Genomic DNA, 18,890 nt, shown 5'->3' with positions numbered 1-18,890 from the left:
GACGACAAATCCCAAACAGGACAGTCCGAGACGTCAGTCAGGAGGCGAGTCAGCCTCATCAGCAGAACCACCAGTCACATCATCACTGTCAGGAGGCCATCCAGGCCGGCTCGGCGGTGCGCTCGCGGCTGCGGTGGCAGGCGTAGGCGAGGGTGCCGAGCAGCAGCCGGGCCTCGGGCGGGCAGCCCGCGTTGTCGCGGGTGGGGCGGCGCAGCCAGCGGACCGGGCCGAGGCCGCCGAGCACGGTGGGCGGGGCGGCGACGTAGCTGCCCTCGCCGTGGCAGGTCAGGTCGAGCGCGGCGTCGTCCCAGCCCATCCGGTACAGCAGGTCGGGCAGGCGCCGGGCGGTGCCGGCGGCGACCAGGAACTGGAGCCGGCCGGTGGGGGCGGCGAGCACCGGGCCCACCTGGGTGCCCATCCGCTCCAGCCGGACCAGCGCCTGGAGGCCGGCCTGCTCGGGGACGTCCAGGACGTCGAAGGCGCGGCCGGTGGGGAACAGCACCGAGCCCTCGGCACGGGTGGCGCGGGCCCGGCGGCCGCCGCCCGGTACGGGGTGCAGGCCGGGCGCGGCGCAGCGGGGGGAACCGCAGGGACAGCGGGTCGGGGCGTCTCCAGAGCCGGCCGGGTCGCCGGTGGCGACCGCCCAGCCCCAGCGGCCGGTGTACTCCGCGGCGGCCTGGGACGCGGTGACCTTGGTGCGGCGGCGCGCGCCCAGCGGTACCAGCCGCAGGTGCCCCAGTCGAAGTTCGCCGAACAGGTTGTCCATGCCTCCCCCAACAGGATCTCGTTGCCGATGGTTACGGGATGGTGACTGTGTGTCGATTGTCAGCCGTGTGGTGCGTAGTGCAGTGGCGGCGCGCAGCGCGTGGTGTGCGCCTGTTCCGCCGGCACGCCTCGGGCGCCGCCTTGTGGGGGCGGCGCCGATGCCGGATCGTCGTGTGCGTGAGACTGCGGCCGTCCCGAGTGGGCGGTGAACTCGCCTGTGGCTGCGGAGGGTTGCGGAGTCTTCCGGGTCCTCCGGGATGGGCCGGGGGACTTGGCGGCCCGCATATGCCGGGCTGCCGGGACTCCCTAAGTGAAGCGTGTGCCCCCGGGCTTCGGTTCACTCCTGGGGGTGGCGAAAGGTGGCGTTTCGCCAGGGCCGCTCCCGTGGGTCCCTCGCGGGGCATTACGTTCAGCACGCGGATGTCGTCGAGGAGTCCGCTCCGGGCCGTCAGGGAGCGGGAGTTGGGAATCTGACGGATCGTCCGCAACGATGGCACACCAGTGCGAGGGCGCTGCGGCACGGCAGGACCGGGGCGCCGCAACACCTCAGGCACGGCACGTCTGGCAAGAGCCCGCAACCGTCGGGCGGTCACGATCGGGGGCCCCGCTAGGGGCCGGGCGGGATGGGGACGTTACCCATGGCAGAGAAGCAACCGAATGAGAAGCTGACCACGTGGTTCGCCCGCAGTGGCTGGTCCAAGGGCGAGTTGGCCCGCCAGGTCAACCGCCGGGCCCGGCAGATCGGCGCCCACCACGTGTCCACCGACACCTCGCGGGTGCGCCGATGGCTCGACGGCGAGCAGCCCCGCGAGCCGATTCCCAAGATCATGTCGGAACTCTTCTCCGAGCGGTTCGGCTCGGTGGTCTCGGTCGAGGACCTCGGCCTGCGCGCCGCGATCCCGGTCTCGACCGTGGGCGGCGGCGTCGACCTGCCGTGGAGCGGTCCGCAGACCGTCCAGCTGATCAGTGACTACTCCCGCAGCGACCTCATGCTCAACCGGCGGGGCTTCCTCGGCACCTCGCTGGCGCTGACCGCGGGTGCCGCGCTGATCGAGCCGATGCAGCGCTGGCTCGCCCCCGGCCCGTCCGGCGTTCCCACCCCGATCCTCACCGCGGCCAACGGCGGCGAGGCGTTCACCGGCCGGCTCTCCGAACCCGAGCTCGAACTGCTCGAACAGACCACGGTCATGTTCCGGCAGTGGGACGCGCAGAACGGCGGCGGTCTGCGCCGCAAGGCCGTCGTCGGCCAGCTGCACGAGGTCACCGACCTGCTCCAGGAGACGTACAGCGAGGACACCACCAAGCGGCTGTTCCGGCTCACCGCCGAACTCGCCCACCTGGCTGGGTGGATGTCGTACGACGTCGGGATGCACCCGAGCGCGCAGAAGTACTACGTGCTCGCCCTGCACGCGGCCAAGGAGGCGGGCGACCGCCCGTTCGGCGCACTGATCCTCACCGACATGAGCCGCCAGATGATCCACCTCAACCGGGGCGAGGACGCCCTGGAGCTCATCCACCTGGCCCAGTACGGCAGCCGCGACACCGCCACCCCGCGCCAGCAGTCCCTGCTGTACGCGATGGAGGCGCGCGCCTACGCCACCATCGGCGAGGTCAACCGCTGCGCCCGGGCGATCCGGCTGGCCGAGGACACCTTCACCGACATCCGGGAGGGGGACGGGGATCCGGACTGGCTGAAGTTCTTCTCACCGGCCGAGCTGAACGCCGAGAACGCGCACTCCTTCCGCGACCTCGCGTACCACTCGGACAACGCCGAGCTCTACGCCTCGATGTCCGCGCCGGTGATGGAGCGCGCGGTCGACCTGTTCCGCCAGGACGCCGACCACGTGCGCTCGTACGCCTTCAACCTGATCGGCATGGCCAGCGTCCACCTGCTGCAGAAGGAGGCCGAGCAGGCGGTGGTGATGGCCGAGCAGGCGGTGGACATCGCCGCCAAGGTGCGCTCGGAGCGGCTGAACTCCCGGGTGCGCAAGACCACGGAGGCCGCGGCGGCCCGGTTCAAGGGCGTGGACGCGGTGAGCCGGCTCAAGGAGCGGGTGGTCCAGGACATCCCGGAGTTCGTCTCGATGGTCTGACCGGTCCCGCCGAGGACTCCCCGGGGAAAGCTCCACCGACCGTGGCGGCCGCCGCCGTCACGGTCGGTGGCGTGTCCGGCGGCCGGCGGCGCTGCCCGCCGGGCGGCGGGGCCGCGGTTCACGCAGCCGCGGTTCACGCAGCCGTAACCCGCGCGTCGCATGCGTCACGGCGGTGAAACAACCGGCCGCACTGGCCGAAACCAGCCTTCGGCACGCTCCTGTCCAACGCCGACGCCCCGGGTGGCACCACGGGACGGATCCCCGGGTGCGGGTCGGCCTGGACGCAGAGGAGACGCCGATGCCGGACGGCTTCAGCGCGGGCGACACCGCCTTCGTACTCATCAGTGCGGCCCTGGTCATGCTGATGACCCCAGGGCTGGCCTTCTTCTACGGGGGCATGGTCAGGGCCAAGAGCACGCTGAACATGCTGGCGATGAGCTTCCTCTCGCTCGGTATCGTCAGCGTGCTGTGGGTCCTCTACGGCTACTCGCTCAGCTTCGGGTCCGACTCCTTCGCCGGTCTGATCGGCAACCTGGACCACCTCGGGATGCGCGGTCTCGGCCTCGACGAGCTGACCGGCTCCATCCCGGTCACCGCCTTCGCGCTCTTCCAGCTGATGTTCGCGGTCATCACCCCGGCACTGATCAGCGGCGCCGTCGCGGACCGGGCCAGATTCGCCGCCTGGGGCCTGTTCGTCGCGCTCTGGGTGACGATCGTCTACTTTCCGGTCGCGCACTGGGTGTTCTTCTTCGACGGCGGCCACGGCGGCTGGCTCGGCGACCGCAACGGCGTGATCGACTTCGCCGGCGGGACCGCCGTGCACATCAACGCGGGCGTCGCCGGCCTCGCGCTCTGCCTGGTGCTCGGCAAGCGGATCGGCTTCAAGAAGGACCCGATGCGCCCGCACAGCCTGCCGCTGGTGATGCTCGGCTCGGGGCTGCTCTGGTTCGGCTGGTTCGGCTTCAACGCGGGCTCGGCGCTGGCCGCCAACGGCGTCGCCGCGATGGCGATGGTCAACACCCAGGTCGCCACCGGCGCGGCGCTGGTCGGCTGGCTGGTCTACGAGAGGTTCAGGCACGGCGCCTTCACCACGCTGGGCGCCGCCTCCGGCGCGGTGGCCGGGCTGGTCGCGATCACCCCGGCCTGCGGCTCGGTCAGCCCACTCGGCGCGGTGGCGATCGGGCTGGTCGCGGGCGCGGTCTGCTGCGCCGCCGTCTCGCTCAAGTACCGCTGGGGCTTCGACGACTCGCTCGACGTGGTGGGCGTGCACGCGGTCGGTGGGGCGATCGGCTCGCTGCTGGTCGGGCTGTTCGCCACCGGCGGGGTCGGCCAGGGCGTCAAGGGCCTGTTCTACGGGGGCGGGATCGGGCAGTTGGGCAAGCAGGCGATGGGCGTGGCGGTGGTCGCGGCGTACTCGTTCGTGCTGTCCTGGCTGCTGGCCAAGGCGGTCGACCGGCTGGTCGGCTTCCGGGTCGCCGGGGAGGTCGAGGTGGCCGGCATCGACCAGGCCGAACACGCCGAGTCCGCCTACGATTTCAGCGCCGTGGGGGCGGGCCTGGCCCGGGCCCTGCCGGGCCTGGCCGCCGCTGCCGCGACGCCCGTCGCCGAGCGGCTCGCTGCTGCGGAGTCCGTTGCCGCGGAGCCTGCCGTGAAGCCCACCGAGAAGAAGACCGAGGTCGACGCCCGATGAAGCTCATCACCGCCGTGATCAAGCCGTACCGACTGGACGAGGTGAAGGCCGCCCTGCAGGCCTTCGGGGTGCAGGGCCTGACCGTCACCGAGGCCAGCGGCTACGGCCGTCAGCGCGGCCACACCGAGGTGTACCGGGGCGCCGAGTACACCGTGGACCTGGTGCCGAAGATCAGGATCGAGGTCCTGGCCGAGGACGAGGACGCCGAGGACCTGATCGACGTCCTGGTGAAGGCCGCCCGGACCGGGAAGATCGGCGACGGCAAGGTGTGGAGCATCCCGGTCGACACCGCCGTACGGGTCCGCACCGGCGAGCGCGGCCCGGACGCCCTGTAGCCCGGCGCCCGGTCGCCTCGTGCCGGACGGCGGGCCCGCCCACCCCGGGGAGGGGCGCGGGTCCGCCCGACGGCGTACCGGCGTCGCCCGGCCGGCCGATCGGCCCACCCGAAGGCCGGTCCATCCTTCCGGTCCCACCCGCACGACGGTCCACCCGCAGGACGGTTCACCAGCACGACGGACGGGATCCACGCGCATGACCACCGAGAGCAGCCCCTCCGACCCCGTCGACCCTCCCGACCCCGGCGGCCCCGCCGAGGCCTTCGACCCCGCAGGCAGGGCCGCCGCCCGGGCCGCACTGCTCGCCGGCCCAGGCCCGGGCGGCCGCCCCCGCCGCCGGGCGCTCGCCCGGCTCACCGACGACTGGCTGGCCGGACTGCTCGCGGCCGCCGGTGCCCCGCCCGGCGTCGCGCTGGTCGCGGTCGGCGGGTACGGGCGCGGCGAGCTCTCCCCGCGCAGCGACCTGGACGTCCTGCTGCTGCACGACGGCCCGGTCGCCCGGGAACTGCCCGAGCGGATCTGGTACCCGGTCTGGGACGCGGGCGCCAAGCTCGACCACGCGGTGCGCACCGTCGCGCAGGCCCGCTCGGTCGCCGCCGCCGACCTCAAGGCCCAGCTCGGTCTGCTGGACGCCCGCCACCTCGCCGGGGACCGCGCGCTCACCGACGCGCTGCGCTCCGCGGTGCTCACCGACTGGCGCGCGAGCGCCCCCGCGCGCCTGCCCGAGCTGCGCGAGCTGGGTCGCGAGCGGGTCGAACGGCACGGTGAGCTGTCCTTCCTGCTGGAGCCGGACCTCAAGGAGGCCCGCGGCGGCCTGCGCGACGTCGTCGTGCTGGACGCGATCGCCGCCACCTGGCTGGCCGACGCGCCCCGGGACGGTCTGGACGCCGCCGCCCGGCGGCTGGCGGACGTGCGCGACGCGCTGCACCTGGCCACCGGCCGGGCCACCGACCGGCTCAGCCTCCAGGACCAGGACCAGGTCGCTGAGCGGCTCGGGGTGCTGGACGCCGACACCCTGCTGCGCCAGGTCTACGAGGCCGCCCGCACCATCGCGTACGCGGGCGACGTCACGTGGCGGGCGGTGGACCGGGTGCTCGCGGCCCGTGGCGGCCGCGGCCGGCGGGTGCGCCGGCTGGGCATCCCGTTCGCCGGCTCCGGACGCGGCACCGGTGCGGTGGCCCGGGGCGCGGTCGAGCGGCGGCCGCTCGCCGAGGGCGTGGTCGAGCAGGACGGCGAGGCGGTGCTCGCCCGGGGAGTCCGCCCGGGCGCCGACCCGGTGCTGCCGCTGCGCGCCGCGGCCGCCGCCGCGCAGAACGGACTGACCGTCTCGTACGCCACGGTGCGCCGGCTGGCCGCCGAGTGCCGCCCGCTGCCGGTGCCCTGGCCGGACGAGGCCCGCGAGCAGCTGGTCACCCTGCTGGGCGCGGGGGAGCCGGCCGTCCCGGTGTGGGAGGCGATGGAGGCGGAGGGGCTGGTCCGCCGACTGCTGCCGGACTGGGAGCGGGTGCGCTGCCGTCCGCAGCGCAACGCGGTGCACCGCTGGACGGTGGACCGGCACCTGGTGGAGACGGCCGTGCGGGCCGCCGCGATGACCCGCCGGGTGGCCCGGCCGGACCTGCTGCTGGTCGCCGCGCTGCTGCACGACATCGGCAAGGGCTGGCCGGGGGACCACAGCGAGGCCGGCGAGGTGATCGTCCGCGACCTGGCCCCCCGGATGGGCTTCGGTCCCGAGGACACCGAGACCCTGGCGGTGCTGGTCCGCCACCACCTGACCCTGGTGGACACCGCTACCCGGCGCGATCCGGACGACCCGGCCACCGTGGAGGCGATCACCAAGGTGGTCACCACCCTGCCGGAGTTGGAGCTGCTGCACGCGCTCACCGAGGCGGACGCGCTGGCCACCGGCCCGGCCGCGTGGAGCGGCTGGCGGGCCTCGCTGGTGGACGGCCTGGTGGCCCGGGCGGCGGACCGGCTGGCCGGGGCGGGCGCCGGGCCGGCGCAGGCGGCGCCGACCGCCGAGCAGGAGCGGCTCGCGGTCGAGGCCGCCCGCACCGGGCAGCCGGCGCTGTCGCTGCGGGCCCGGTCCGAGGGGGCGTCCCCGGGCGCCGAGCCGATGGGCGTCGAGCTGAACCTGGCGGTCCCGGACCGCCCCGGGCTGCTCGGTACCGCCGCCGGGGTGCTCGCGCTGCACCGGCTGGCCGTCCGCTCGGCCGGACTGCGCGAGCTGGACCCGGTGGGCGCCGGGCCGGTGCTGCTGCTGTCCTGGCGGGTGGCGGCCGAGTACGGCGAGCTGCCGGAGGCGGCCCGGCTGCGGGCCGATCTGCGCCGGGCGCTGGACGGCTCGCTGGACGTCGCCCGCCGCCTCGCCGAGCGGGACGCCGCCGCCCCGCGCCGCCGGGGCATCCCCACCCCGCCGCCGCTGGTCGCGGTGGCGCCCGCGGTGGCCTCGGCGAGCGCGACCGTGCTGGAGGTCCGCGCGCACGACGCCCCCGGGCTGCTGCACCGGATCGGCCGGGCGCTGGACGGGGCGGGCGTCCGGGTGCGCACCGCGCACGTCTCCACGCTGGGCGCGGAGGCCGTCGACTCGTTCTACCTGACCGACGAGGCGGGCCGTCCGCTGACCGCCCGACGGGCAGGCGAGGTGGCGGCGGCGCTCCGGGCCGCGCTGGGCTGAGCGGCGGGCCGGGCGGGGCCGGTCCGGGGCCGGGTAGTGGCGTGGACGAGGGGCGTGGACCGGGCGAGGGCAGGGATGCGGGCAGGAGTTCCGACCGGGGGTGGAGACCGTACCCGGGGCGGCCGGATACCCTGGGGGACGACGACCGTACCGATACCGATGCCGCAGAGGACCCGCGACGACGTGTTCGACACCCTTTCCGATCGCCTCGCAGCGACGTTCAAGAACCTCCGGGGCAAGGGCCGCCTGAGCGAGGCGGACATCGACGCCACCGCCCGCGAGATCCGCATCGCGCTGCTGGAGGCGGACGTCGCGCTGCCGGTCGTCCGGGCCTTCATCAAGCAGGTCAAGGAGCGGGCGCTCGGTGCCGAGGTCTCCGGCGCGCTGAACCCGGCGCAGCAGATCATCAAGATCGTCAACGAGGAGCTCATCGCGATCCTCGGCGGCGAGACCCGCCGGGTGCGGTTCGCCAAGAGCGGCCCGACGGTGATCATGCTCGCCGGCCTCCAGGGTGCCGGTAAGACCACCCTCGCGGGCAAGCTCGGCTTCTGGCTGAAGAAGCAGAAGCACACCCCGCTGCTGGTCGCCTGCGACCTCCAGCGGCCCAACGCGGTCAACCAGCTCCAGGTGGTCGCCGAGCGCGCCGGCGTGGCCTTCTACGGCCCGCAGCCGGGCAACGGCGTCGGCGACCCGGTGCAGGTGGCCAAGGACTCGATCGAGTACGCCAAGCAGAAGCAGTACGACGTCGTCATCGTCGACACCGCCGGCCGCCTGGGCATCGACGCCGAGCTGATGCAGCAGGCCGCCGACATCCGCGCCGCGGTGAACCCGGACGAGGTCCTGTTCGTCGTCGACGCGATGATCGGCCAGGACGCGGTCACCACCGCGCAGGCCTTCCTCGACGGCGTCGACTTCACCGGTGTGGTGCTCTCCAAGCTCGACGGCGACGCCCGCGGCGGTGCCGCCCTGTCGGTCGCGCACGTCACCGGCCGGCAGATCATGTTCGCCTCCAACGGCGAGAAGGTCGACGACTTCGACGCCTTCCACCCGGACCGGATGGCCTCGCGCATCCTCGGCATGGGTGACGTTCTCTCGCTGATCGAGAAGGCCGAGCAGACCTTCTCGCAGGCCGAGGCGGAGAAGATCGCCGCCAAGCTGCGCGGCGGCCCGAAGCAGTTCACCCTGGACGACTTCCTGTCCCAGCTGGAGCAGGTCCAGAAGATGGGCTCGATCTCCAAGCTGCTCGGCATGCTGCCCGGCATGGGCCAGATCCGGGACCAGATCAACAACATCGACGACAAGGACGTCAACCGGGTCGGCGCGATCATCAAGTCGATGACCCCGGCCGAGCGCGCCGAGCCGGAGCTGATCAACGGCTCCCGCCGGGCCCGCATCGCCAAGGGCTCCGGCGTCCAGGTCGGCGAGGTGAAGAACCTGGTCGAGCGGTTCTTCGACGCCCGCAAGATGATGTCCGCGATGGCCTCCGGCAAGGGTGTGCCCGGCATGCCGGGGATCCCGGGCATGGGCGGCGGCGGGAAGAAGTCCGCCAAGAAGGCCCCGCAGGCCAAGGGCAAGCGCAAGAGCGGCAACCCGCTGAAGCGCGCGCAGGAGGAGGCCGCGGCCGCCCAGCGCCGCGCGCTCGGCCCGGGTGCCGGCCAGGCCCCGGCGGACGGCGGCGCGTTCGGCCTCGGCGCGGGCAAGGGCCCGGCCGACTTCGAGCTGCCCAAGGAGTTCAAGGACATGCTGTAGTCCTTGAACCACTCCGATCACCCTTGGTCGCTCCTTGGTGACCTTCCGATCGGCAGGGATCGGTCTTGATCGGCCCGCTGTCCGGTGTCTCCGGGCGGCGGGCCGATCGCGTGTCCGATGATGGGGGCATGCGAGTGATGATCAGGGCCCCGAGGGCCGAGGACACGGGCGCGTACGCCGAAGCGATCCGGCGGTCCGCCGAACACATCGGACGGTGGAACCCGGTCGAGCCGGACGGACTGCCCGACCTGCTGAAGCGCCAGGGATCCGGGCTGCGCACCTTCCTGATCCTCGACCGGGAGACCGGTGGACTGGTCGGCAAGGTGAACGTCGCCAACATCGTGATGAGCCGCTTCTGCAACGCCACGTTGGGCTACGACTCGTACGTCCCGTTCAACGGCACCGGGCGGATGACCGAGGGCATGCGGCTGGTCGTGGACCGCTGCTTCGCCCCGCAGTCGGCCCACGGGCTGGGGCTGCACCGGCTGGAGATCAACGTGCAGCCGGAGAACGAGCGCTCGATCGCGATGGCCAAGCGGCTGGGCTTCCGGCACGAGGGCTTCTCCCCGCGGATGCTGTTCCTCCAGGGGGAGTGGCGCGACCACGAGCGGTTCGCGCTGACCGCCGAGGAGTGGTCCGGTACGACGGCATAGCCGCTGGTGGAAGGGGTCGGCGCAGGCGTACGGGGGTCCGGGCGCGGCGTTGCGATTGGCTCGTCCGAGCACCTGTCCGTATTGTCCGATGGGTGACCGAACCCGTGCCGCCACGTCAGACCCCCGACCAGCCCTGGCGCTCGGAGGGCGCCCCGCCCCCGCCGCCCAAGCGCCGGATGCCCGGCGGCTGGGTGGGCCTCGCCCTCACCGCCCTCGTGGTGTTCCTGATCTCGGACCTGCTGCTGTCGTTCTTCGGCCCCGCCGGTGCCACCACGATCTCGTACACCGAGTTCAACAACCAGCTGAACAAGGGCAACATCACCAAGATCTACGCCAAGGGCGACGCGATCGAGGGCACCCTCAAGTCGGCCCAGCCCAAGCCGGACGGCGGCAAGGGCGACTACACCGAGTTCGACACCCAGCGGCCGTCCTTCGCGGGCGACAACCTGTGGGCCACCCTCCAGCAGCAGGGCGTCGAGGTCACCGCCACCTCGCCGGTCCAGCAGCGCAGCTTCCTCACCAACCTGCTGCTCTCGCTCGCCCCGATGCTGCTGCTGGTCTTCATCTGGGTGCTGCTCGCCCGCCGGATGGCCGGGGGGCTCGGCGGCGGACCGCTCGGCCGCAAGGCCCCGCCGAAGCCGGTCACCGCCGAGGAGGGCACGCGCACCACCTTCGCCGACGTGGCCGGCATCGACGAGGTCGAGGCCGAACTCACCGAGGTCGTCGACTACCTGAAGCACCCCGAGCGGTACCGCAGGCTCGGCGCCAAGATGCCGCGCGGCGTGCTGCTGAGCGGTCCGCCCGGAACCGGCAAGACCCTGCTGGCCCGGGCCGTGGCCGGCGAGGCGAACGTGCCGTTCTTCTCCGCCTCCGCCTCCGAGTTCATCGAGATGATCGTCGGCGTCGGTGCCAGCCGGGTCCGCGAACTGTTCGCCGAGGCCCGCAAGGTCGCCCCGGCGATCATCTTCATCGACGAGATCGACACCATCGGCCGTCAGCGCGGCGCCGGCGGCGGCATGGGCGGGCACGACGAGCGCGAGCAGACGCTCAACCAGATCCTCACCGAGATGGACGGCTTCAGCGGCTCCGAGGGCGTCATCGTGATCGCCGCGACCAACCGGGCGGACGTGCTCGACCCGGCACTGCTGCGCCCCGGCCGCTTCGACCGGCGGATCACCGTCAGCCCGCCCGACCGGGAGGGCCGCGCGGCGATCCTGCGCATCCACAGCCGCAACGTCCCGCTGGCCGGCGGCACCGACCTCAACCAGCTGGCCAAGGTCACGCCGGGGATGACCGGCGCCGAGCTCGCCAACGTGGTCAACGAGGCCGCGCTGCTGGCCGTCAAGCGCAAGCAGGAAGCGGTCAACGAGCGGGACCTCTCGGACGCCCTGGAGAAGGTCCAGCTCGGTGCGGTGCGGCCGCTGGTGATGCCGCAGGAGGAGCGCGAGCGGACGGCGTACCACGAGAGCGGGCACGCGCTGCTGGGCATGCTCCAGCCCGGCGCGGACCCGGTCCGCAAGATCACCATCGTGCCGCGCGGCCGGGCACTCGGCGTCACCCTCTCCACCCCGGAGAACGACCGCTACTCGTACACCGAGCCCTACCTGCGCGGCCGGATCATCGGCGCGCTCGGCGGCATGGCGGCCGAGCAGGTGGTCTACGGGGTGATCACCACCGGTGCGGAGAGCGACCTGGAGCAGGTCACCAACATCGCCCGCGGGATGGCCGGGCGCTGGGGGATGAGCGAGCGGGTCGGCCGGCTCACCGCGGTGCCCTCCGACCCGCAGGGCGCGTACGGGCTCTCCGCCGCGCCGACCACCCTGGACGCGGTGGACGAGGAGGCCCGGCGGATCGTCTCCGAGTGCTACGGCGACGCGGTGCGGATCCTGACCGAGCAGCGGCACCGGCTGGACGCCCTGGCGGCGGCGCTGCTGGAGGCGGAGACGCTGGACGAGGAGCAGGCCTACCGGGCGGCGGGGGTGCCGCGGGAAGCGCCCTCCGGGGGTGCCGGAGGTTCCCACGGAGCCGAAGGCTCCGGCCGGCCTGACGAGGCCGACGGGAAGTCGATCGACCCGGCGTGACGTCGGATGCCGGGGGCGCTCGCCGTGGTGGCGGACGCCCCCGGTTCGCGTTTCCGGTTCGCGTTCGTGGTTCGCGTTTCCCGGGCGCGGCTGCCCGGCTAGCGCGGCCGCTCGGCGATCAGGTAGCGGAACAGGTTCTCCATCCGCACCGAGCCGTCCGCGCGCAGGTACGGCTGGAGCGCCTCCTCCAGCTCCTTGGCCACCAGCGAGGCACCGGAGAACTCCTCGGCCGGCTCGAACAGGCCGGTGGAGAGCAGGCCGCGCACCGCGCTGTCCAGGTCGGCGTAGGCGAACGGGCAGCTCACCCGGCCGCTGCCGGCCGGACGCAGCCCCGCCGGGGCGAGCAGGTCCTCCAGCGCACCGGGCATGCTCAGCTCGAACGGATCGCGTGCGGTGGTCCGGCCCGCCATCCGCCGGGCCACGTCCAGCACCGGGGCACTCTCGCAGCGCTCCGGCGGGCCCCACGCGGCCAGCACCACGTGCCCGCGGGGCTGGGCGAGCCGGGCGGCCTCGGCGACCACCGGGGGGTACTCGGCGGGGTCGGGCAGCTGCTCGAAAACCGTCACCAGCGAATGGGCCGAGCGGGGGACGGCGGCGGGCGCCCGGGATTCGGCGCACACCCGCAGCCGGCGGCCGTGGGCCAGCTCGCGCAGCTCGTCCCGCGGCTCCTGCCCGGCGACCTGGGCGCCCCGGCCGGCCGCGAGCAGCAGGGCCAGTCCGGACCGGCAGCCCAGACCCAGCACGCTGCTCGCCGGGCCGACCTCCATCCGGTCGTAGACCGCCTCGTAGAGCGGCACCAGCATGCGTTCCTGGATCTCCGCCCAGTCGCGCGCCCGCGCGGGGCGGGCGGCCCCGGGCTGCGGGTGGTGCGGGCGTGCGCCCGTCGGTCGTGCGGCCGTGCCGGTCGTCCGAGCTGAAGCCATGGCGGCCTCCCATCCGGTCCTTCGGTGTGCTGCTACGGCTCCCCCAAAGTCCCGCCCCACACCAGCGAACAGCGGGTCGGGCCCGGCGTCCAGAGGGGTGCAGGGTGGTGCGTGCGTGTCGCGGTGGTGCGCCCCCGTCCGCTGATACCGATTCGAAACCGGGCCCCGGGCCCCGTACCATTCGCCCCATGGCTAAGGCACCCGTTCTCACCCCTCAGGCGGAAGACTTCCCGCGCTGGTACCAGGACCTCATCAACAAGGCCGAGCTGGCCGACAACGGTCCGGTGCGCGGCACCATGGTCATCCGACCGTACGGCTACGGGCTGTGGGAGCGGATGCAGCAGGAGATGGACGCGCGGATCAAGAAGGCCGGCGCACAGAACGCCTACTTCCCGATGTTCATCCCGCAGTCCTACCTGACCAAGGAGGCCGAGCACGTCGAGGGCTTCGCCCCCGAGCTCGCGGTGGTCACCCACGGCGGCGGCAAGCAGCTGGAGGAGCCGGTCGTCGTCCGGCCGACCTCCGAGACGATCATCAACGAGTACTTCTCGAAGTGGGTCCAGAGCCACCGCGACCTGCCCCTGCTGATCAACCAGTGGGCCAACGTGGTCCGTTGGGAGCTGCGTCCGCGCGTCTTCCTGCGCACCACCGAGTTCCTCTGGCAGGAGGGCCACACCGCCCACGCCAGCTACGAGGACGCCCGCGACTACGCGTCGATGATCCACACCCAGGTCTACGGCGACTTCATGACCAACGTGCTCGGCATCGACGTCGTGCTCGGCCGCAAGACCGCCAAGGAGCGCTTCGCCGGCGCCATCAACACCCTCACCCTGGAGGGCATGATGGGCGACGGCAAGGCGCTCCAGATGGGCACCAGCCACGAGCTGGGCCAGAACTTCGCCAAGGCGTTCAACACGACCTACCAGCTGCAGGGCGCCGAGCGCGAGTACGTCTGGCAGACCTCCTGGGGCGTCTCGACCCGCATGGTCGGCGGCCTGATCATGTCCCACGGCGACGACAACGGCCTGCGGGTGCCCCCGCGCCTGGCCGCCGTCCAGGCCGTCGTGCTCGCGATCAAGGGCGACGACGCGGTCATCGCCAAGGTCCGCGAGATCGGCGCCCAGCTGGAGGCCGCCGGCATCCGGGTCGTGGTCGACGACCGCACCGACACCCCGTTCGGCCGCCGCGCCGTCGACTGGGAGCTCAAGGGTGTCCCGCTGCGCATCGAGGTCGGCCCGCGCGACCTGGAGAACGGCACCGCGATGCTGGCCCGCCGCATCCCGGGCGGCAAGGAGCCGGTCTCCATCGACGCCCTGGCCGCGCTGCTCCCGGGCATCCTGGAGGAGGACCAGGCGCTGCTGCTGCGCCAGTCCCGCGAGCGCCGCGAGTCCCGTACGGTCGACGTCAAGACCATCGACGAGGCCATCGAGGCCGCCGCGACCGGTTGGGGCCGGATCTCCTGGGCCGAGCTCGGTGCGGAGGGCGAGGCCAAGCTGGCCGAGCAGGGCGTCTCGGTCCGCTGCATCGTCGCGGCCGACGGCTCGGTGCCGCAGACGGACGACCAGGAAGGCAATGTCGCGCTCGTCGCGCGGGCGTACTGACATCCGTTCGGTGGTCGGCGGATGTCCCACGGATGTCCGCCCGACGTCCGTGGTCCGCGGGTAATGACCGCCACCGGCGACATTTGCCCGGAATGCGGATGGGTAAGAATCCGGTAACTCTTCCGGTGTGTCCGTGCGGTGGACATCCCTACTGGCCGGTCAACTCCCGGTATTAACGGAATAGCGGTACGGTGTACGGCCCGTGGCCCTGTCAATCCGGCAGGCCCACGGGCCGTACGTCCCGGGTGGCGACAGCCCGCCCCCGGACGGAATTCACCAGGCCCGTCGGCGCTGCGACGGGCCGAAACCGGCAGGGGGTTGGTCTTGCGTCAGATCCGGAGCGCGCAATTCGCGCGCGACCTTGCATTCCTGGGAGTTCCCTGTGAATTCCCCGGGAACGAGAACATGCGGAACATCGGCTCGCACTCCATCGTTGGTCTAGCGTGAGCACGACACAGCCCCTCGTTCTCGCGGCCGAACTGGCCGCCGCCTGGAGCGACATCCAGGCCTACCACCAGGACCTTCCCGACCTCGCCTCGCCCGAGGCGCTGATCGGCGAGTCCTCCTCGGCCTGTGGGACGCGGCTCGGTTTCGAGCGGCTCCTCCACGAGGCTGCCCACGGTCTGGCCGCGGCCCGGGACATCCGGGACACCTCGCGCGCCGGCCGCTACCACAACCGGCGCTTCCTGATGCTCGCTTCCGAGCTGGGCCTGGCGCACCCGGTCGAGCCGCACGCGAGCAGCGGCTTCTCCCAGGTGACCATGCTCAAGGAGACCCAGGAGCGGTACGCCGAGACCATCGAGCGCCTGGACCGTGCCCTCGGGGCGCACCAGGAGGCGGTGGCCGGCGACGGCGCGACGCGCGCCTTCCGCGGCCCGGCGGCCCGGCACGGCTCCTCCGGGGGCGGCGTGCGGGTCAAGGCGGTCTGCGGTTGCGGGCGCAACGTCCGGGTCGTTCCGTCGGTGCTCGCGCAGGCGTCCATCGTCTGCGGTGCGTGCCAGCAGCCGTTCAAGATCGCGTAGTCGGTCGACGTCCCGGCGGGCTGCTGTGCGGGCAGCGGTCCGGCCGGAATGGGCGGCACACAGTGAGTGGTACAGCAGGTCGGGAGTGATTTCTTCGGGTTGGACCGGGAGCGGGGGCTCCCGGTCGAGCCCTGACCGGGCGCCCGGGCCCGCGTGCAGGCGGTTCTCGCCGGTGTGGCAGAATGGACAGCTGAGTACTCGGCAGCCGAGCAGGACCCCTCTCTCCTACGGCTGGCGTGTCCCTTGAACGGTCCGCTCCGCAACCCCACGCGATGGCGAGCCCGCTCACCCACGTCAACACCAGGAGAATCCACTCCCGTGGCAGTCAAGATCAAGCTGAAGCGTCTCGGCAAGATTCGCTCCCCGCACTACCGCATCGTCGTCGCCGACGCCCGCACCAAGCGTGACGGTCGCGCGATCGAGGAGATCGGCATCTACCAGCCGACCTACAACCCCTCGAAGATCGAGGTCGACAGCGACCGCGCCCAGTACTGGCTGTCCGTCGGCGCCCAGCCGACCGAGCCGGTGCTCGCCATCCTGAAGCTGACCGGCGACTGGCAGAAGTTCAAGGGCCTGCCGGCTCCGGAGCCGCTGAAGGTCGCCGAGCCGAAGGTCGAGGACTTCTCGCACCTGTTCGCCAAGGCCGTCGCCGGCTTCGAGGACGCCACCACCGGCGTCGCCATCACCCCGAAGGCCAAGAAGTCGGACAAGGCCGAGGCTGAGGCCGACGCCGCTGCCGAGGCCTGATCGTGATCGAGGACGCCCTCGACCACCTGGTGAAGGGCATCGTCGAGCACCCCGACGAGGTGCAGGTGCGCTCGCGCAACCTGCGTCGGGGCAACACCATCGAGGTGCGGGTGCACCCCGATGACCTCGGCAAGGTGATCGGCCGGGGCGGCCGTACGGCGCGCGCTCTGCGCACCGTGGTCGGCGCCCTCGGCGGTCGCAACGTCCGGGTCGACCTGGTCGACGTGGACAACATTCGCTGACGCTGCTGCTCGTTCAGCCGTCAGGGCTTGTGAGGCCGACCGGGACGCATGTCGTCCCGGTCGGCCTCTCGCATTTCCGTCCGCATTTCCGTCGCATCATCGCTTCGCAGCCCGTCGCTTTTCGTTTCGGCTCAGGAACTCCAGGAGAACGATCACCGTGCAGCTCGTCGTCGGCAGGATCGGCCGTGCCCACGGCATCAGGGGGGACGTCAGTGTCGAGGTCCGCACCGACGAGCCGGAACTCCGGCTCGGCCCCGGTGCCGTCCTGCTCACCGACCCCGCGTCGGCCGGACCGCTGACCATCGAGTCCGGCCGGGTGCACAGCGGCCGGCTGCTGCTGCGCTTCGCCGGCGTCAAGGACCGCAACGCGGCCGAGGCACTCCGCGGCACCCTGCTCATCTCCGAGGTCGACCCGGAGGAGCGCCCCGAGGACCCGGAGGAGTACTACGACCACCAGCTGATCGGCCTGGACGTGGTGCTGCTGGACGGTACCCCGGTCGGCGAGCTGACCGAGGTCGTCCACCTGCCCTACCAGGACCTGCTCACGGTCAAGAAGGCCGACGGTACGGAGGTGCTGGTGCCCTTCGTGAGCCAGATCGTGCCGACCATCGACCTGGAGAACCAGCGCGCCGTGATCACTCCGCCGGCCGGGTTGATCGACCCGGAGCAGGCCGAGGTCGCGGGGACCACCTCGGCCGAGGGCACGGAGGGCACCGAGGGTACGGAGGATTCGGAGTGACCGTCGAGGAGAGCGCCGGGGCGGGCGCCGGAACGGCCGGCGGTGTCGAGTCGCGCGGCACCGTGTCGGGCGACGTCGTGTCGGGCGACGTCGTGTCCAACGGCGTGCAGAGCGGCATGCGGATCGACGTCGTCACCATCTTCCCCGAGTACCTGGAGCCGTTGGACATCTCGCTGGTCGGCAAGGCCCGCGCCCGCGGCCAGCTGGACGTGCACGTCCACGACCTGCGCGAGTGGACGCACGACGTGCACCGCACGGTCGACGACAGCCCGTACGGCGGTGGCCCCGGCATGGTGATGAAGCCCGAGCCGTGGGGCGAGGCGCTGGACGCGGTGGTCGCCGCCGGTCCCGAGGGGCAGGTGCCCACCCTGGTCGTGCCGACCCCGAGCGGGCGCCCGTTCACCCAGGAGCTCGCCCAGGAGCTGGCCGGCCGTCCCTGGCTGGCCTTCACCCCCGCCCGGTACGAGGGCATCGACCGCCGGGTGATCGAGGAGGCGGGCACCCGGATGCCGGTGGTCGAGGCCTCGATCGGCGACTACGTGCTGGCCGGCGGCGAGGTCGCCGTGCTGGTGATGGTCGAGGCGATCGCCCGGCTGCTGCCCGGGGTGCTCGGCAACGCCGAGTCCCACCGTGACGACTCCTTCGCGCCGGGCGCGATGGCCGACCTGCTGGAGGGCCCGGTCTACACCAAGCCTGCCGAGTGGCGCGGCCGGACGGTGCCGGACGTGCTGCTCAGCGGCAACCACGGCAAGATCGCCCGCTGGCGCCGCGAGCAGGCCTTCGCCCGGACCCTGGCGAACCGGCCCGACCTGGTCGAGCGCTGGCAGTACGGCGCCTTCGACAAGAAGGAGCGGGAGGCGCTGAGCATCCTCGGCCTGGCCTGGGACGAGCAGCTCGGCCGATTTCGGTCCGTGGCCGGTGGTGTGGAAGAATAGGCCGCTGCTGTCTGTCGCTGGCGCCCTTCCGTAGGGGGCACGTGGACCGGCGCCCCCGCCACGGGGGGATCGTCGTCAGCCGATGCGGCCCGCAGTAGACCCCATTGTGACGATTTTCCGTGGGCGGCCCGTGGCGCCTACGATGGAGAGCAACATGAGCAACAAGCTCGCTGCTGTCGACGCGGCCTCGCTGCGTAGCGACATCCCGGCCTTCCGCGCCGGTGACACCCTGAAGGTGCACGTCCGGGTCATCGAGGGCAACCGCTCCCGTGTCCAGGTCTTCCAGGGCGTCGTCATCCGCCGCCACGGCGCCGGCATCGGTGAGACCTTCACCGTTCGCAAGGTCAGCTTCAACGTCGGCGTGGAGCGCACCTTCCCGGTGCACACCCCGGTCGTCGAGAAGATCGAGGTCGTGACCCGCGGTGCGGTTCGCCGCGCCAAGCTCTACTACCTGCGTGACCTCCGCGGCAAGGCCGCGAAGATCAAGGAGAAGCGCGACCGCTGATCCACCGGCCCCCGGCCTCGCCGGGGGATCGGAACGCTCCGAGGGGGCCGAACGGCCGCAAGGTAAGCTCACCCCCCGATGAGCACGCACGAGCCACCCGCGGACCGCGACGGCAGTCCCGCACCCACCGGTGCGG

Annotated in this window: 16 protein-coding genes; 14 read left to right on the top strand and 2 right to left on the bottom strand. The window is 72.6% G+C overall.

Features of this window, described 5'->3' with window-relative positions; all coding sequences use genetic code 11:
* Positions 1–88: 88 nt before the first annotated feature.
* Positions 89–766, bottom strand: coding sequence for a bifunctional DNA primase/polymerase (locus ACFU7Y_RS19510; RefSeq protein ID WP_380768991.1), 678 nt, complete (start codon positions 764–766; stop codon positions 89–91).
* A 637-nt stretch (positions 767–1,403) separates the two neighbouring features.
* Between ACFU7Y_RS19510 and ACFU7Y_RS19505 the strand changes: the two genes are divergently transcribed.
* From ACFU7Y_RS19505 to ftsH, 7 genes are all read left to right on the top strand, one after another.
* Positions 1,404–2,858 (top strand): hypothetical protein, encoded by a 1,455-nt coding sequence (locus ACFU7Y_RS19505; RefSeq protein WP_224284417.1) that lies wholly within the window; start codon positions 1,404–1,406, stop codon positions 2,856–2,858.
* A gap of 298 nt (positions 2,859–3,156) precedes the next feature.
* On the top strand, positions 3,157–4,548 hold the full coding sequence (locus tag ACFU7Y_RS19500) for an ammonium transporter (RefSeq protein WP_224284418.1): 1,392 nt from the start codon (positions 3,157–3,159) through the stop codon (positions 4,546–4,548).
* Positions 4,545–4,883, top strand: a complete 339-nt coding sequence (locus ACFU7Y_RS19495) for a P-II family nitrogen regulator (RefSeq protein ID WP_224284419.1) — start codon at positions 4,545–4,547, stop codon at positions 4,881–4,883. The genes ACFU7Y_RS19500 and ACFU7Y_RS19495 overlap by 4 nt, the downstream gene beginning before the upstream one ends.
* A gap of 196 nt (positions 4,884–5,079) precedes the next feature.
* Positions 5,080–7,557 (top strand): [protein-PII] uridylyltransferase, encoded by a 2,478-nt coding sequence (locus ACFU7Y_RS19490; protein ID WP_380768988.1) that lies wholly within the window; start codon positions 5,080–5,082, stop codon positions 7,555–7,557.
* A gap of 183 nt (positions 7,558–7,740) precedes the next feature.
* Positions 7,741–9,306, top strand: coding sequence for a signal recognition particle protein (gene ffh, locus ACFU7Y_RS19485; RefSeq protein WP_380768993.1), 1,566 nt, complete (start codon positions 7,741–7,743; stop codon positions 9,304–9,306).
* Between the two features lie 128 nt (positions 9,307–9,434).
* Positions 9,435–9,959: a GNAT family N-acetyltransferase gene (locus tag ACFU7Y_RS19480; RefSeq protein WP_224284868.1), complete on the top strand. Its 525-nt coding sequence runs from the start codon at positions 9,435–9,437 to the stop codon at positions 9,957–9,959.
* Between the two features lie 92 nt (positions 9,960–10,051).
* Complete coding sequence (ftsH, locus tag ACFU7Y_RS19475) at positions 10,052–12,040, top strand: ATP-dependent zinc metalloprotease FtsH (RefSeq protein WP_224284867.1); 1,989 nt, start codon at positions 10,052–10,054, stop codon at positions 12,038–12,040.
* A gap of 98 nt (positions 12,041–12,138) precedes the next feature.
* Here ftsH and ACFU7Y_RS19470 read toward each other — a convergent pair whose 3' ends face one another.
* A complete protein-coding gene (locus tag ACFU7Y_RS19470; protein ID WP_380768986.1) occupies positions 12,139–12,963 on the bottom strand; it encodes a class I SAM-dependent methyltransferase in 825 nt (274 codons plus the stop codon).
* 188 nt (positions 12,964–13,151) lie between these two features.
* Here ACFU7Y_RS19470 and proS point away from each other — a divergent pair, with 188 nt between their 5' ends.
* The 7 genes from proS to rplS all read left to right on the top strand — a co-directional run bounded on the left by proS (position 13,152) and on the right by rplS (position 18,754).
* Entirely contained in the window at positions 13,152–14,564 is a 1,413-nt protein-coding gene (proS, locus tag ACFU7Y_RS19465) for a proline--tRNA ligase (RefSeq protein WP_224283475.1), read from the top strand.
* A 443-nt stretch (positions 14,565–15,007) separates the two neighbouring features.
* Positions 15,008–15,586, top strand: a complete 579-nt coding sequence (locus ACFU7Y_RS19460; protein WP_049650398.1) for a hypothetical protein — start codon at positions 15,008–15,010, stop codon at positions 15,584–15,586.
* Between the two features lie 318 nt (positions 15,587–15,904).
* Entirely contained in the window at positions 15,905–16,333 is a 429-nt protein-coding gene (rpsP, locus tag ACFU7Y_RS19455; RefSeq protein ID WP_196946892.1) for a 30S ribosomal protein S16, read from the top strand.
* Positions 16,334–16,335: 2 nt separating this feature from the next.
* A complete protein-coding gene (locus ACFU7Y_RS19450; RefSeq protein WP_030056773.1) occupies positions 16,336–16,575 on the top strand; it encodes an RNA-binding protein in 240 nt (79 codons plus the stop codon).
* Between the two features lie 157 nt (positions 16,576–16,732).
* Positions 16,733–17,314: a ribosome maturation factor RimM gene (rimM, locus tag ACFU7Y_RS19445; RefSeq protein WP_224283476.1), complete on the top strand. Its 582-nt coding sequence runs from the start codon at positions 16,733–16,735 to the stop codon at positions 17,312–17,314.
* Positions 17,315–17,430: 116 nt separating this feature from the next.
* Entirely contained in the window at positions 17,431–18,249 is an 819-nt protein-coding gene (gene trmD, locus ACFU7Y_RS19440; protein WP_224283478.1) for a tRNA (guanosine(37)-N1)-methyltransferase TrmD, read from the top strand.
* A 154-nt stretch (positions 18,250–18,403) separates the two neighbouring features.
* Positions 18,404–18,754: a 50S ribosomal protein L19 gene (gene rplS / locus ACFU7Y_RS19435; protein WP_030306736.1), complete on the top strand. Its 351-nt coding sequence runs from the start codon at positions 18,404–18,406 to the stop codon at positions 18,752–18,754.
* Positions 18,755–18,890: the final 136 nt, after the last annotated feature.

The sequence above is a fragment of the Kitasatospora sp. NPDC057542 genome (genome assembly GCF_042801945.1).
Taxonomy (GTDB): domain Bacteria; phylum Actinomycetota; class Actinomycetes; order Streptomycetales; family Streptomycetaceae; genus Kitasatospora.
This window is presented reverse-complemented; position numbering and strand designations above follow the sequence as displayed.